Origin of the sequence: Nostoc sp., assembly GCF_036917375.1 — a bacterium.
GTDB lineage: Bacteria > Cyanobacteriota > Cyanobacteriia > Cyanobacteriales > Nostocaceae > Nostoc.
In genome coordinates this window covers 100,377-115,184 of the sequence record NZ_JBALDN010000017.1, presented here as the reverse complement: position 1 = coordinate 115,184, position 14,808 = coordinate 100,377, and the positions used below count along the sequence as shown (strand labels likewise).

General features: G+C 40.6%; 12 protein-coding genes. 5 read left to right on the top strand and 7 right to left on the bottom strand.

Going from position 1 to position 14,808, the window contains the following annotated elements:
• Positions 1-390 precede the first annotated feature (390 nt).
• Both V7K45_RS04945 and V7K45_RS04940 read right to left on the bottom strand, forming a co-directional pair.
• A complete protein-coding gene (locus V7K45_RS04945) occupies positions 391-3,717 on the bottom strand; it encodes an efflux RND transporter permease subunit (protein ID WP_335000954.1) in 3,327 nt (1,108 codons plus the stop codon).
• Between the two features lie 626 nt (positions 3,718-4,343).
• Entirely contained in the window at positions 4,344-6,011 is a 1,668-nt protein-coding gene (locus V7K45_RS04940; protein ID WP_442941959.1) for a mechanosensitive ion channel family protein, read from the bottom strand.
• A 389-nt stretch (positions 6,012-6,400) separates the two neighbouring features.
• On the opposite strand from V7K45_RS04940, the gene ahcY reads away from it, so the two are divergent.
• The gene (gene ahcY / locus V7K45_RS04935) at positions 6,401-7,678 is read left to right on the top strand and encodes an adenosylhomocysteinase (protein WP_335000952.1); all 1,278 of its coding nucleotides are present in this window, start codon (positions 6,401-6,403) and stop codon (positions 7,676-7,678) included.
• A 100-nt stretch (positions 7,679-7,778) separates the two neighbouring features.
• On the opposite strand, the gene V7K45_RS04930 is transcribed toward ahcY, so the two are convergent.
• Positions 7,779-8,282, bottom strand: a complete 504-nt coding sequence (locus V7K45_RS04930) for a hypothetical protein (protein WP_335000950.1) — start codon at positions 8,280-8,282, stop codon at positions 7,779-7,781.
• On the opposite strand from V7K45_RS04930, the gene V7K45_RS04925 reads away from it, so the two are divergent.
• The 4 genes from V7K45_RS04925 to V7K45_RS04910 all read left to right on the top strand — a co-directional run bounded on the left by V7K45_RS04925 (position 8,283) and on the right by V7K45_RS04910 (position 10,688).
• Entirely contained in the window at positions 8,283-8,636 is a 354-nt protein-coding gene (locus tag V7K45_RS04925) for an element excision factor XisH family protein (protein WP_335001041.1), read from the top strand.
• Positions 8,624-8,959, top strand: coding sequence for a XisI protein (locus tag V7K45_RS04920; protein WP_335000948.1), 336 nt, complete (start codon positions 8,624-8,626; stop codon positions 8,957-8,959). The genes V7K45_RS04925 and V7K45_RS04920 overlap by 13 nt, the downstream gene beginning before the upstream one ends.
• A 436-nt stretch (positions 8,960-9,395) precedes the next feature.
• Positions 9,396-10,025 (top strand): hypothetical protein, encoded by a 630-nt coding sequence (locus V7K45_RS04915; RefSeq protein WP_335000946.1) that lies wholly within the window; start codon positions 9,396-9,398, stop codon positions 10,023-10,025.
• Entirely contained in the window at positions 10,026-10,688 is a 663-nt protein-coding gene (locus V7K45_RS04910; protein WP_335000944.1) for a tyrosine-type recombinase/integrase, read from the top strand.
• A 717-nt stretch (positions 10,689-11,405) separates the two neighbouring features.
• On the opposite strand, the gene V7K45_RS04905 is transcribed toward V7K45_RS04910, so the two are convergent.
• From V7K45_RS04905 to V7K45_RS04890, 4 genes are all read right to left on the bottom strand, one after another.
• Positions 11,406-12,020: a DNA-directed RNA polymerase subunit alpha C-terminal domain-containing protein gene (locus V7K45_RS04905; RefSeq protein ID WP_335000942.1), complete on the bottom strand. Its 615-nt coding sequence runs from the start codon at positions 12,018-12,020 to the stop codon at positions 11,406-11,408.
• Between the two features lie 67 nt (positions 12,021-12,087).
• Positions 12,088-12,822, bottom strand: a complete 735-nt coding sequence (locus V7K45_RS04900; RefSeq protein ID WP_335000940.1) for a DUF7219 family protein — start codon at positions 12,820-12,822, stop codon at positions 12,088-12,090.
• Between the two features lie 194 nt (positions 12,823-13,016).
• Complete coding sequence (locus tag V7K45_RS04895) at positions 13,017-13,229, bottom strand: hypothetical protein (protein WP_335000938.1); 213 nt, start codon at positions 13,227-13,229, stop codon at positions 13,017-13,019.
• Positions 13,207-14,775: a hypothetical protein gene (locus V7K45_RS04890; RefSeq protein WP_335000936.1), complete on the bottom strand. Its 1,569-nt coding sequence runs from the start codon at positions 14,773-14,775 to the stop codon at positions 13,207-13,209. Before V7K45_RS04890 ends, V7K45_RS04895 begins: the two co-directional genes overlap by 23 nt.
• Positions 14,776-14,808: the final 33 nt, after the last annotated feature.

The following is a 14,808-nucleotide window of genomic DNA, read 5'->3' as shown; positions in this document are numbered from 1 at the left end:
TATTCGACTAATTTTTTTAGCAAGCAGGAAATTACAGAAAATGGTATCAGAGTTAGACGATGTTGTGGATAAGCTGATACGTTTTTAGGCTGCATAGTTGAGAAGGGGCAGAGGGGCAGGGGAGCAGAGGGGCAGAAGAGCAGAGGAGCAGAGGAGCAGAGGAGCAGAGGGGCAGAGGGGCAGAGGGGCAGAGGGGTAGAGGGGCAGAGGAGCAGAGGGGAAAGACCTCTTATCTGCTGCCGTGAATCAGAGCGGAACATGGGGCTGAGTCCATCCACTTCTTAATAAGTGGTTCTTCGTACCCTACGGGAAGCTAGCGCAACAGTGAGGTTAATCCATTTTCTGTTTTATCCCCCCTGCTCCCCTGCTCCCCTGCCCCCTTGCCCAAACTTAGGTTATCCCATCCTCCTGAGACCTAAGTTGCGTCTCTGGCTGACTTGAGCCAGCAGGTAGAACTTCATGTCTAGTTCCCGAAGCTCCATTTGGTGAATCTGGAGGATTTGAACCTCCTCGCTTCCGAGGTAATATAGCCTGAGCCAAGCTCTTAACCAAAATATACAAAATTGGCACTAAGAACAAACTCAAGAACGTGGAAAGCATCAGCCCCCCAAACAGCGCTGTTCCTAAAGACCAACGGCTGCTGGCTCCAGCCCCTTGAGAAATCACCAAGGGCAAAAATCCTAACAACGCTGCAAAGGATGTCATTAAGATCGGTCGCAAACGTTCTTGCCCCGCTTTGACTGCTGCGCGCGTGTAGCTCATACCCTGCTCGTGCAGTTGATTGGCAAATTCCACGACTAGAATCGCGTTCTTGGCAGCTAGACCAATTAAAGTTACCAAACCTACCTGGCAATAGATATCATCCACCACTTTAGGGAAGAGGCTACCTGCCATGAAAATATTGGAGCGCAGCCAAATCGCTGTCATTGCTCCCAAAACTGCTAGGGGAACTGTCAGCAAAATAACGATCGGGTCAATGTAGCTTTCATACTGAGCCGCCAGCACCAGAAAGACAATAACGATCGCTAAGGCAAAAATCAAGCCTGTAGCTCCCCCAGATGTCTTCTCTTGGAGATAAGTGCCTGTCCACTCATAACCAAACCCTTGAGGTAAGTTCTCTGCTGCTAGTTGCTCCATTGCTTTAATCGCCTGTCCAGAACTAGCACCAGGAGCCGGAGCGCCCTGTACTTTGATTGACCTGTACAAGTTGTAATGGGCGATGGTTTTCGGCCCCACAAAGGGAGTAATTTTCACCAAACTGCTCAACGGAATCATCGCCCCACTGGCAGAGCGAACATACAGCTTGCCAATATCATCTGGATTAGAACGGAACACCCCGTCTGCTTGGACATATACCCGATACTGTCGCTGTCCCTGCACGAAGTTATTCACATATTGCGACCCCAGATAAGTTTGCAACGCCCCAAAGATGTCGTTAATTTCGACATTGAGAGCTTTGGCTTGGTTGCGGTTTACCTGAATGTCAAATTGGGGAGTATCTGCGGTGAACTGAGTGAAGACTCCTTGGAGAGCAGGATTTTTACGTGCCGCCCCAATCACTTTTTGAGCAGCCTCAATTAGGGTTTCAATCGGCGCACTGCCGGTTTTGTCTTGAATGATAAACTCAAAACCACCTGTAGTACTTAATCCTCTCACTGGAGGAGCATTGACTGCGATCGCTCTGGCTTCTGTAATTGTAGAAAGTTTTTTGTTCAGCCTCTGAAGTATGCCGTAAACAGATTGAGATTCTTCAGTTCTCTCTTTCCAGGGTTTCAGGTTAGCAAAGGCAATACCTAAATTGGAAGCATTGCCATCGAAACCAAAGCCACTGATCATAAAACTAGCTCTAACTTCGGGAGCCGATGTGACTTCTTTGACCACCTTGTTCATCACAGATTCGGTGTATTTCAAAGAAACCCCGTCAGGCCCCTGGACAATGACAAAGAAGTAACCTTGATCTTCCTCTGGTATAAATCCGGTAGGTACTGCTCTGTACATCAAAACTGTTGCTAATAAACCAGTGACAAAAACGCCAATTACAATCGGTTTTACATGGGTAAGGTAGCTAACAAACCCGACATATCGCCGTGTGAACCAGCTAAATCCCCGATTAAACTGTGTAAAAAACCACCCCAAAGGCCCCCGTGGAGTCTGAGCAGGGCGCATGAGGATGGCTGCCATACTCGGAGAGAAGGTTAAGGCATTGAAGGTGGAGATGCCAATGGAGCAAGCAACGGTTAAGGCAAATTGTTTGTAAACAATCCCAGTAGTGCCTGGAATGAAGGCAACTGGAATAAATACTGCCATGAGTACAAGTGAAGTGGCAATGATTGCCCCAGTTAACTCCTTCATGGCTTCGACAGCCGCCTGAAAGGGCTTCATGCCCTGCTCTAGTTTGACTGCAACTGCCTCGACCACAATAATGGCATCATCCACGACGATCCCGATCGCCAGAACAAAACCAAATAAGGTCAGTGTATTAATTTGAAATCCTAAAACCAACAGAGCCGCACACGTGCCAATCAAGGAAACGGGAATCGCCACAGTCGGAATGATCGTGGTACGCCAGTCTTGTAAAAAGACAAAAATTACCAAGACTACTAGGATAATTGCCTCAACCAGAGTGTGTAGAACTTCTTCTAAAGAAATTTCTACAAACGGAGTGGTATCAAATGCCAACTGGGCTTTGAGTCCAGGTGGAAAACTTTTCTCTAGTATCTTGATCTGTTCTTCAACAGCACGAGCAACGTTGAGAGCATTACTACCCGGAAGTTGATATATCCCTAAACCCACGGCTGCCTTGGGAGCATTTCCTGGAATAGTGAATTTGGCATCAGCCAGATAGTTCTCTGCTCCTAGTTCAACTCGACCGACATCTCTGACTTTAACTAAAATGCTACTAGTGGGGTTATTAGTAGTGTTATTACTGGTGCTATTAGTGCCAGCTGGAGTCACCTTCAGCACCATATCCTCAAATTCAGCCGCATCTTTAAATCGACTGGTTGCCCTTAAAGCAAATTCAAAGCTTTGATTATCTGGTGCTGGTTCCTTACCAATCGCCCCTGCACCCACTTGAATATTTTGTTGTTGCAGGGCAGCTGTCACATCTTGCGGAGTTAGTTGATGTTGGGCAAGCTTGTTGGGATCGAGCCAGAGACGCATGGCATATTTGCGTTCTCCAAAAACCCTGGCACTTCCTACACCAGGGAGCCGTTTGATCTGATCGAAAATATACAGATCGACATAGTTACTGATAAAAATGTTGTCATACTCATTATTTTCTGAGTAAAACCCATAGACAAGTAGCAAACTGCTCGATGCTGTTTCAACAGTCACACCTGTTCGTTGAACAGTATCTGGCAATTGAGGTGAAGCCAGTGCTTCTTTATTTTGAACGTTTACTTGAGCAATATCGCTATTGACATTAGTTGGAAACGAGACAGTTATATTGCTCGAACCATCATTACCCGTATTAGAAGATATATAAGATACATCTTTAACACCATTAATTTGTCGCTCAATAATGTTGGTGACAGTATTTTCTGTTGTTTGAGCATCAGCACCAATATTGTTGGAGCTAACGGTGATTTGCACTGGGGCGAGATCCGGTAGCTGAGAAATGGGAAGAATCGGTATACAGATGCTTCCCAGCAGCAAGATGATGAACGTGCAGACCGTCGTCAGCACTGGCCGTCTGATGAAGGTATTGACAAACATAAATCAAGGAATAAAAGAAAAGTTTCAGACTGGTTAGGAACGTAGGAGCTTTTTATTAATATAAGGATTTATTAAGGCTTAATGTTAAATATTTTCTTTTTCCTATACTCCGTATGGGAATGCATACATTTATGCTGATGACTCACACAAGTCTGAAATAGCTGATTAACTGAGGTTTTAGCGTCAGTTTTACCCCACCCTAGCCCTGCCCTTATAAAGGGGAGGGAACTAGATTTCTTGTTTCCCCCCAATACATCGGGGGGATTAAGGGGGGTAATTCGACTTGTGTGTACACCGTAGCCCTTAATAAAGGGGGTAATTGGACTTGTGTGTACACCGTAGCCGATGCTTTGGGGAGGGGAGCGTTTGCTTTACTCAAATGCGGGATGGGGTTCTTTATTTTTGATTTATGCAAGAGACTTTATGAGCTGCGCTCACAAGAAACAATGAAAATGTCTTTTCCTCCTGCCTCCTGCCTGGTTGTTGAGTTTCGACTACGCTCAACTGCCGCGTAGTCGAAACACTGCTCCCTGCCTTATTTTCAAGGCAGGTTTAATGTAGCTCGATCGCGGGAGAGTTAAAATTTAGTCTCATCAACTGAAAAATGCGGTAATGAATCTAAATTTCTAATTATCTTTGCCATTACTCGAAAAATTTAACAATTGATCCTCATTGACCCAAATTGCTTGTTGAGGTACAGAGATGGAAATTCCCGCTTCGTCTAGGGCAATTTTTAGGCGGCGGCGAAATTCCCGTGCCACATCCCATTGTTTGAGAGGCAGTGTTTTAATCCAGACACGAATAATCAAACCGCGATCGCCAAATTGATCTATTCCCAAAACTTGCGGGGGTTCCAAAATTTGACTCTGCCATTGCATTTCTTGATTCATCTTATCGGCAATAGTTGCAATCAAGTTCAAAGCCTTTTCTGTATCGGCTTGGTAGGCGATGGGAATTGTTAAATCGGCTCGCGACCAACGACTAGAAAGATTGGCAACAACTTTAATTTCACCATTGGGAATTGTGATCAAGCGTCCTTCAGAATCCCGCACTTGGGTCATCCGCAGATTCAGAGTTTCTACTAAGCCTCCCACATCTCCCACGTTAATCACATCGCCTAAAGCATACTGGTCTTCTAAAATGATCAAAAAACCGTTAATCGCATCTTTAATTAAGTTTTGCGATGCCAAAGACAATGCAACACCAACTAAACTGGCACCCGCTAGCAAGGGGACGATATCTATCCCCAAGGATACCAGTGCGATCAAGAAACCTACTCCTACCCAGATAACAGTAGTGATACTTTTAGTTACACCAGAAAATGTGGAAACTCGCAGTTGCAACCGTGCAGAACTTTCTGGGGTGAGGAAAGCACCACTGCTAATCAGGGTGGAGGCGAAGCGGTCAATCAGGGCGTAAGTCAAACGAATTGCTACATAGGTTGCCAGGCATACGACACCTAATCGCACAGGAAATTGGGCAGCTATGAGAATTGCTACCTGAAAACCTCGTGTATAGGGAAATAGACCCAAAATAAAGAAGGTTCCACCTCCCCAAATTCCGGCTTGACTGAGCTGAAACAATCGTCTCTTGGCTTCTTGGAGATGTTGCTGTTGCCGTTGATTTAGTTGTGTTGTAATTGCTCGATCTGCTGGTTTTGCGTAGTTGAAGAGTTCCTTTTGGGGTTGGGAGGCAATGGAGCGTTCTAAATTCTTTTGGGAACGCCGCTGCCAGCTATATACCCCCCAACTCATGACAATCATTGCTAGTCCGATACCGCCAGCAATTTTACCCTGGTCGATTAAAGATTGAATTTGCCTTTCTTGCTTGGCTTGTTGCAAGTCTTCTTCTAACGATTCTTTGACTTGATTTGCCGATGTCGATACATCTACCTGTCGGAGTCCCGCATCTTCAGAAGTAACGGTCATCAGATATTGACCGTTGACATAAATTACTGGTAATTCGTTTACTTTGCGAACATCTACCTTGACTGGTGTGTTTGCTGGTGATTGAAAGTAATTTTGACCAATTTTCTCCAACTTCTTTTGAATATCTTCTGAACGCTCAGGAAAGTTGGTTCTTGTTGCCGCTATTTGAAATAACCGACGACCATCTAAATAAATCCAGCCCGAAACAACTCTGTTATCTGAATCATTACTAATACTGCTGGGAGCTTGCAGTTGCGGTACAAAAGGAATCTGGGCTGTGGCTTTTGGCACAGATACAACGCCTATGGCCATTGAACTGGCGATGCCTACGGCGGGCAAAGCCAACGCCAAAAATTGAAAGCGCACTCAAACACCTCCTTGAGTAAAATCTATTAATTACTACTTTAACTATCCTGCTTAATTCCTTTGGGTAGATGTACCTATCTAAAGTTGAGGTTTTCTCTTGAGTTGATGAAAATTTGATGTTTTTTTCTTTGCCTTCTATCTTTAGACAGATGACAAAATACTGAAAATCAGTATTTAAGTCGAAAAAGAGTCTTACTCTTACCAAAGATAAAACAAAAAGGAAGAAGCTAGAGAGGAAGTTGACATTCCGGCGATCAAACGTCAAGCTAGTTTTGAGGATTATTAGCTAGTGATTTGCTTTCATACAAGCAAAAATCGCCAGTAGTAGAATAACCTAGTAGAGTGCGTAAAACTTACGTAGCTTTTTTAATTTTTTGAGGTAATTTTTGATGACCGCAACTTCTCCCCGATTAAAGCACGAGGTTAAAGACCTCGGCCTAGCTGCCTTGGGAAGACAGCGCATTGAATGGGCTGGACGCGAAATGCCAGTTTTGAAGCAAATCCGCGATCGCTTTGCTATCGAAAAGCCCTTCGCTGGTTTACGCCTTGTAGCTTGTGCCCACATTACAACCGAAACAGCACATTTGGCGATCGCTCTGAAAGCCGGTGGTGCAGACGCGCTTTTAATTGCTAGTAATCCTTTATCAACCCAAGATGACGTAGCCGCTAGCCTCGTCGTCGATCATGAAATTCCCGTCTTTGCTCAAAAAGGCGAAGATAACGCAACTTATAACCGCCACGTCCAAATAGCTTTAGATCATCGCCCCAACATTATTGTTGATGACGGTAGCGATGTGGTTGCAACTTTGGTACAAGAACGCCAACACCAAATTGCTGATTTGATTGGTAGCACCGAAGAAACCACAACTGGGATCGTGCGGTTACGCGCCATGTTTAGAGAAGGCGTTCTCACCTTCCCCGCAGTCAACGTCAACGACGCCGACACCAAGCACTTCTTTGATAATCGCTATGGTACTGGGCAATCAACCCTAGATGGCATTATCCGCGCCACCAATATTTTGTTGGCTGGTAAAAACATTGTTGTCGTCGGTTATGGCTGGTGTGGTAAAGGTACAGCCCTCCGCGCCCGTGGGATGGGTGCTAACGTCATCGTCACCGAAATCGATCCCATCAAGGCAATTGAAGCCGTAATGGATGGCTTCCGCGTCCTACCAATGGCTGAAGCTGCACCCCAAGGTGATATATTTATCACTGTGACAGGTAACAAGCACGTCGTTCGTGGCGAACACTTCGATGTCATGAAAGATGGTGCGATCGTTTGTAACTCCGGTCACTTTGACTTGGAACTTGATTTGAAATACTTGGCTGCACAAGCTAAAGAAATCAAAGAAGTTCGTCCTTTCACCGAAGAGTATAAATTGAAAAATGGTAAATCAGTTGTCGTTCTCGGACAAGGACGCTTGATTAACCTAGCTGCGGCTGAAGGACACCCCAGCGCGGTAATGGATATGAGTTTTGCGAACCAAGCTTTGGCTTGTGAATTCCTGGTGAAGAATAAAGGTAAATTGCAACCTGGTTTGCACTCAATTCCTGTCGAAGTCGATCAAGAAATTGCTCGGTTGAAGTTGCAGGCTATTGGTATCACGATTGATAGCCTAACACCCGATCAAATTGAGTACATCAATTCTTGGACAAGTGGAACTTGATACATTGATTAATTGATTTTTTGAGGGATACGCTTTTGGGCTTATCCCTTTTTTTATTAGTAAAATATCAATTACTCATCTTCCAATCAGATGTACTTAATTATTGAGTTAAACAACAACCTTCAGTAAACTTAGAACTGTTTGCCATTCCTTCATGTAATACTACTTTCCAGTGATTGTTGGAAAATCTATCCCTTAAACGTTCAGCTTCTTCTGATAAAAATTGTCTCACTCGCTCAATGGATTTTGCTTTTATGTGTGTTTTAATACTAGATTGTGTTTCTGATAATACTTCTGGTGAAGCCTTCCGAAATCTTTCTAGCAATTTTAATTTAGTATAATGTGATTTGATTAAACAAAATTGACTATCAGAAATACCACTTGTTTGCATTAAAGAATATTCTGCAATTGGGACATCATCCTTGTAAGAAATAGAAACATTTAAATAACGCTCAGATATCAAATTATCATAGTATAAATTAATTTGTCTGTTGCCTTCTAAATTATTAATAAATACGTTAGATTTGTGCTTATTACAGGTATCGCAGCAAGGCAATAAATTTAAAGAGAAAACTGCAAATTCAGGAAAAATGCTTCTTGGCAAATCACCAAAGATCCATTTATTCTCAAATGGGGTACAAGAGATTTATATATAGACTTAGGTGCAGAAAAACTCATAGCCGCCGAAAAAAGCGGAGAGAAAATAGCAGTCGAAATTAAAAGTTTTATAGGTGCTTCTCCAGTCACCGACCTAGAAAATGCTTTAGGACAATATATCTTATATTACGATATTCTTACTCGCTTAGAACCTGACCGCCGCTTGTATCTGGCTATTCGTCAAGAAACCTACTCAGAACTATTTCAAGAACCAATTGGTAAAATATTATTAGAGAATCAACGCCTTTGTTTACTTGTCTTTGACTCAAAACGAGAGGTGGTATTGCAATGGATACCTTAGATAACTATCGCCAAATAATTCAAAAAATATTAAACGAATACGCCCAACTACCCTACGCCTACGGAGAACTAGAAAGACAGCTAATTATAGACCAAACCGCCAACCATTACCTACTACTAACATTAGGCTGGGAAAATAATCAACGGGTGCATGGTTGTTTAGTCCATATTGACATTATCAACGATAAAATCTGGATTCAAAGAGACGGTACAGAATACGGTATAGCGAACGAACTTGTTAACGCTGGTATTCCTAAAAATCAAATTGTTCTCGCCTTCCAACCACCCGATATCAGACAGCATACTGAATTTGCTGTTACTTAATTAAGCCTAAAAACTACTGCTAAAGCTGCAATAGTAGTTGCTACAACTTAAAACCCTATGAACATGGTGTGCCCCTACTCTTATCCTTCATTTACCTGAATACCCTGTAACTAATTCGTAATTGGGCATTGCTTGTTTCTCCTTGTCCCCCATTCCCTTTAATTTTAATTTGCTCTAAACTCGACCTGAACGCACCTTTATCAGATCATGAAGAATGATTAATTTATCATATAATCATGTATCTAAGCTTTTTTTAGACCTAGATAGTAAATTTTTGAGCATGGAATGAGCATTTATGGTTAGCAGTCTAAAAACCTCCACTAGTAAAGCTAAAAAGGGGCAAGTATCTGTACGGTTGGATTCTGGGAGTATCAAAGCTTGTTTCCCTCGGTCATACTGCAACAAAGGTCAGATTAAACTAGCCACTGGGATATCGGTGGTTAGTGGTTGGGAGTCAAAAGCCAGTCAGTTGCAACGAAGATTACAGATAGAACTAGAGGATGGTAAGTTAGATGACGGTCAAGGGAATTTTGACTTAGGACGCTATCAGGATATTTTGAGAGAGTATGGGTTACAAGCAAAGTTAAGGATATCTAGGGAAGTTTCAAGTTCAGATGACCAACTCCCACCTAAGCCAGAGCTATCCATCCTTGAGGTTTGGGATATGTATTGTGAGTATCGTAAGCCAGGATTAAGAGAAACCACCTTTAAAAATACTTATCAAGGTTCGTTTAAAAATTTTCTTGAAACTGCTATCAAAGAAACCAAGTCAAGTGATGCGATAAAAATTAGAAATTGGTTGGTTGAAAATAGAAATCAAAAGCAAGTTAAAAATATTTTATCTAATCTTTCAAAAGCTTATAGATTGGGTATGAAAAATAAAATATTGACTCACAATCCTTTTGAAGGTATGGCGGAGGAGATAGTTAGTAAAGGAGTGCAAGGCAAAACACAAGATGAAATTGAATCAGAAAATGACGATGATGTGTTGGATAAAAACAAAGCTTATACTTGGAGCGAGGTAGAAACAATATTAAATTATGTCCAGAAAAAAAGTCCTCATTAGTTGAATTTTCTTAAATTTAAATTCTTTACTGGATGTAGAACGGGTGAAGCAATAGCGCTGATGTGGTGTGATATTGATTGGGACAAAGAAAGAGTTTTAATTCGTAGAACGCATGATAGGCAAACTAAAAAGTTTTATCCGCTTAAAAACGATAAAACTTACAAGGGCGAAGAGGTAAGAAGATTCCCAATGCCTAAAGACGGTGAATTGTGGAGTCTTATGAAATCAATTCCACAAGGTGAACCTAACGAGGTAGTTTTCAAAAGCAAACGAGGAAAAATAATTAACAGAATAGGATTCTCTATTGCATGGAAGGGTATAGACAAAGACTCAAGCAATAAACAACGAGGAATAATTACGGAACTAATCAATCAAGGCAAACTTGCAAAGTATTTAAAGCCATACAACACACGACACACTTTCATCACTCATGCAGTTTTTGACCTGGGTATTGATGAAAAAATAGTAAGCAAGTGGTGCGGACATAAGGTAGAAATTTCAAACAAGCATTATCAGGATGTAGCGATATTTGCTGAAAGAATTAACCCAGAAGTACCTCAGCAGCAATCAGAAATTGATTTACTTAAGCAACAAAACAAGTTGCAACAAGAACAGATGGAAGAGATGAAAAAAATGATCGAGAAATTGACTAAGAATGTCTAACTATTTTTAGTCAAAATTAATAATTAATACTCTCTACTTAGAGAGTATTTTTTTATTTAAAAGTATTGAAAGATTTTGATTAAATAGTATTATTAATTTAGTTGAATATAAAACATTAATTAAATAGATAAATTAGAGCGATAGGTTTCATCCCTAATCGTTCAGTAAAGGGCATGACTGAAAAAATAAATATATAAATATGTATAAATATAGTTAATAGAAAATAGAGATATGTAGAGAGATATTCTCGACTCTACTCTAAGTAGAGACTCCAAATAAATTAAAAACCTCTAGGAATAAACCTTCTAGAGGTTTTTTTGTGTATGCCACCTACACTAAATAGCTGCTCAACAACTAAAATCACACTCACCTTTGAGAGTCTTTTTTCTGAAAGGTCTGTGTAGCAAGCATTCTAGACACTGCAAAACTGTAATTTTATTTTTGTTGGCATAACCCTCTTGTTTCACCTTAGTAGAAACCAATCGCTGTAAGCCTTTTGGAGCTTTAATTTCTGGGTTTTGGCTATAAATTCTAGTTTCTGTTAGTAAATAAAGTCTCAAAGCTTGATTCAATCTAAGGTTGAGAATTTTGCTTCGATTATTGTTTTCCAAAAATGACATAACAGGGATAACGACGTAGCGCACGTACCTTGTTCTTGACACTGCGATATTGAAAACGGCTCATCAAGTCCTAGCGTGTAGCTTTCGGTATCACTGCTCAAAGAGAAGGTGTGTGTTCCGGTTCTGGGTCTGGTAACTCTGGTAATTCAATCCCTCGGCTTTGCAATGCTTCAACTATCTGAGATACAGATTTATTTCCCAGATTTTTCAGCGTTTGCAAGCCTGTGACACCATATTTCTTTAAATCTTCTATTGTGTTGACTTGTGCCTCTTTAAGTGCCGTATAAGTATTTCTTTTCAAATTCAATGACTCAATACTGTTTTCATCAACAACATTTATTTCCTGTACAGGATGTACATTACTGTTGGCAACCTCTACAAGCTGATTATCTGGCGAGATTGAGTCTACGCTTTCAGGGATGCTAATTTTGTCAACACTGTCTACATTGTCATCAATAATGCCATTTGGCTTATTGTCCTCAAGTATTTCTAGAACTCTATCTATTTTTGCTAGTTGCTCATAAACAGTATTTACACTCACAGTCGGTTCTACACCAGCATCAACAGAGGCTAACCAGTCATTTTTTATTAGGTTGGATAACTCTGACTTTATATGGTTAGGCTTTAATCTGCCTTCTGTAATTAACTTTTCGATAACAGAATGTGGTACACGGAAGCTTACAATAGGCGATTCCTTGCTTTTTTTCCCCATCTCTATCTCCACGTCGTCAACAACGTACACAGTAAATATAGCATTGTGTATACACTGTTGACAATTATCAATTAACGTCTTTTTGATCAATTCCTAGCGCCTTAAAGCTCTGTGTTAACTGCTGCCATAGCAACTCAATTTCCTCATAGCACTCCTCTGAAGAAATTTTACCCAACGTCTCTTGATTAGAGAGATAACAGACACGTTGAGAAAATTCTTGAAGATTAGCATTGAATAAAAAACTCTGAGGCGTGTACTTACCAAGATATCGATAGCGTGTGTAAGTACCAGAAGCTAATAACGCCGTAAACGAAAAGCTATCATTCAGTGCAGCAGGGTTTTGCTGCCACATAGTAGAATAAAAGCTTGCGGCAACTTGCACGGGGGATAGTGCATTACCGACTAGCACCTTACTTGTATCATGAAAGTGTTGGACTCCTTGAGGTAATAGCTTTTGCAAAGCAATCAACTGTGTTTGCAAATCTTGGATCTGAACTCTTTGATTAGCATTCTCGTTGTTAACATAAGAAATTATTGAGTCTTGGGAATCAACCGCTTGCTTCAATAAATTTACATTTGAAACAAGACCATTAAAATTACTCCAAAGACTATTTTCGGCTACCTCTATATTACCTAGCCTTGTGTTTTGATTAGCCAATTCAGTTGCAATACTTGTGATTGACCCTTCGTTATCTTCTACTGTAGTCTGAAGCGTTGCCAGTGCATTTGTTATTGATGCAATAGCAGCATTTAGTTCTGTAGCGTTAAAGTCAATATTTATACTCGCTGGATATAACGGCATATTGTTTAAGCTTGTTAGACAAGTTACCAAAAGAATCAGACAATTAAAGTTTACTTTATCGCAAATTCAACGCCATCAACTAATGTTAACAAATCACTCTATTTTCAATAGCTAAATTGCTATTTTCTTCTATGCAGTGAGATAATATTCGTTTTACTTAGAGTATTACTTGGAGTATTCCGAGAAACATCTTACTAGAAAGGTATTATGTCGTCAGCACTTATCCAAGTGGGAACAAGAATTAAAGAATCTTCTGACAAAGGCAATACTTTAACACTGTTTGAAATTTCATCTATTTCTAATACTTCACCTTCTCCATATATTCCTGTTTCAGAGTAATATTCAATTGTTTCTCCAATCGACAAAAAAACCGTAAAACTTTCCTCATTTTCCTGTGTAAACAACATTTCTCTTCTTTCCTGTTAAATCAACTAAATTAATCGGTGGAACATTTACCCCAACATTTAGATAAGCGTGTTGAAAGGTTACGACTCCTTCTTTTCCTCTAACTGGTAGTTTTTCTACTTTGCCCCTAATAGTTACCTTTTCAGGGGTTGCACTTATCCCATTAATCGGTTTACTTCCTATTCTCAATAAATCATCATCAACCTTGTGCCCTTGGATGTCTAAAACTTGTTCTACTATCCTCCTAGCCTCTGCTTGGGTTGTCACATCTAATTTAAGTTGATATCCTTTCTCAAAATCACAATAAGTGTAAACCTGCTTTCCTTTGTTTACCTTGAAAGGTGGTGAAGCAAATTTACGATAAATTACATCAGCAAGAGTTTTTAAATAAAAATCATCTGCAAAATCAGTTTTACTTTTATTCATCAATCTGAAAGATATTTGCATTGATAATTTGTCTGTAATTTCTCCTTTTAATGGGTCTTTATTTTGCTTTCTATAAAATTTTAAAACTACCTCTGGTTTATATCTTCTTTCCGGCATATCATCGGCTGGAACTCCATAAACTACCCCTAAATCTCTATCACCTAGTTGGTTGTAAGTAGCAAGAGTTTGGATAATGACAGGTTTTAGAAGTTCTTCACTTCCACCAAGTACAATCTTTTCATCAGGATTATCCCGATTCGGTGTTATTTCTACATATCGCGTATGCCCTAGTGGAGGTACACTTTGCTTTGCAATCATTTGCGCTGATAAATATGTATCAACTGCGTTTGCGACAACGTACCCCGCCTCTACGCAAGCTTCGTCAGCTTCCTCTAAAAACTCTTCTGCAAACTCACGCATTGCCCCATCTGTACCAAAGGTATTGTCGAGAAAATCTTCAGTAGCACTTGCAAAAGACCACGGTTTACTATCCTTGCTTCCCCATGCCTTGACAGCTTTCTCAGCATTTGCACCAAACAACTTCTTTACTAAATTACTATTGCTTTTAATAAGCTTTCGGACATTCTTATATGTTTCTGTAAATAATATTTGAGTACCAAGCCTCAATGCGCTGTTAAGCAATGCTCCTAAATTTTCGAGGAATTCCTCTAAAAATTCCTCACCCACTTTTGCTAGCACCACCGCTCCCAGTGGTTCATTAAATACTGCAATCGCCGCACCGGGAAGAATACCGCAAGCTATATAACCAAATGCATTACCAAGCGTTCCACCAAGTTGACCTGCTAGCGCTGTCCATTGAGAATTGATAGATGCTTCCAATTGTTCATCTGTAGCATTCCAGTTAAAATTCCAGATAAACTGCTTCGCTGCAACGAACCACCCCCAAAAAGTAGACCAAGAAAATTTAAAAAAACCAGTAAGCTTACCTACCAAAAACCCAGTAAGTGACCACGATGCATTAAATACCCATCCTACAAAACTGATAACACCGTTGTCTTCTTTCTTCTTAATTCCCTCCTCCATTCCTTTGATGATTCTAGTACCAACTTTGCTTCTAACAACCCTTGATGTTAACTCTGATAACTCAAAACTTATAGCCATATATTCTCCCCAGAATATCGCCGTGAATGACAT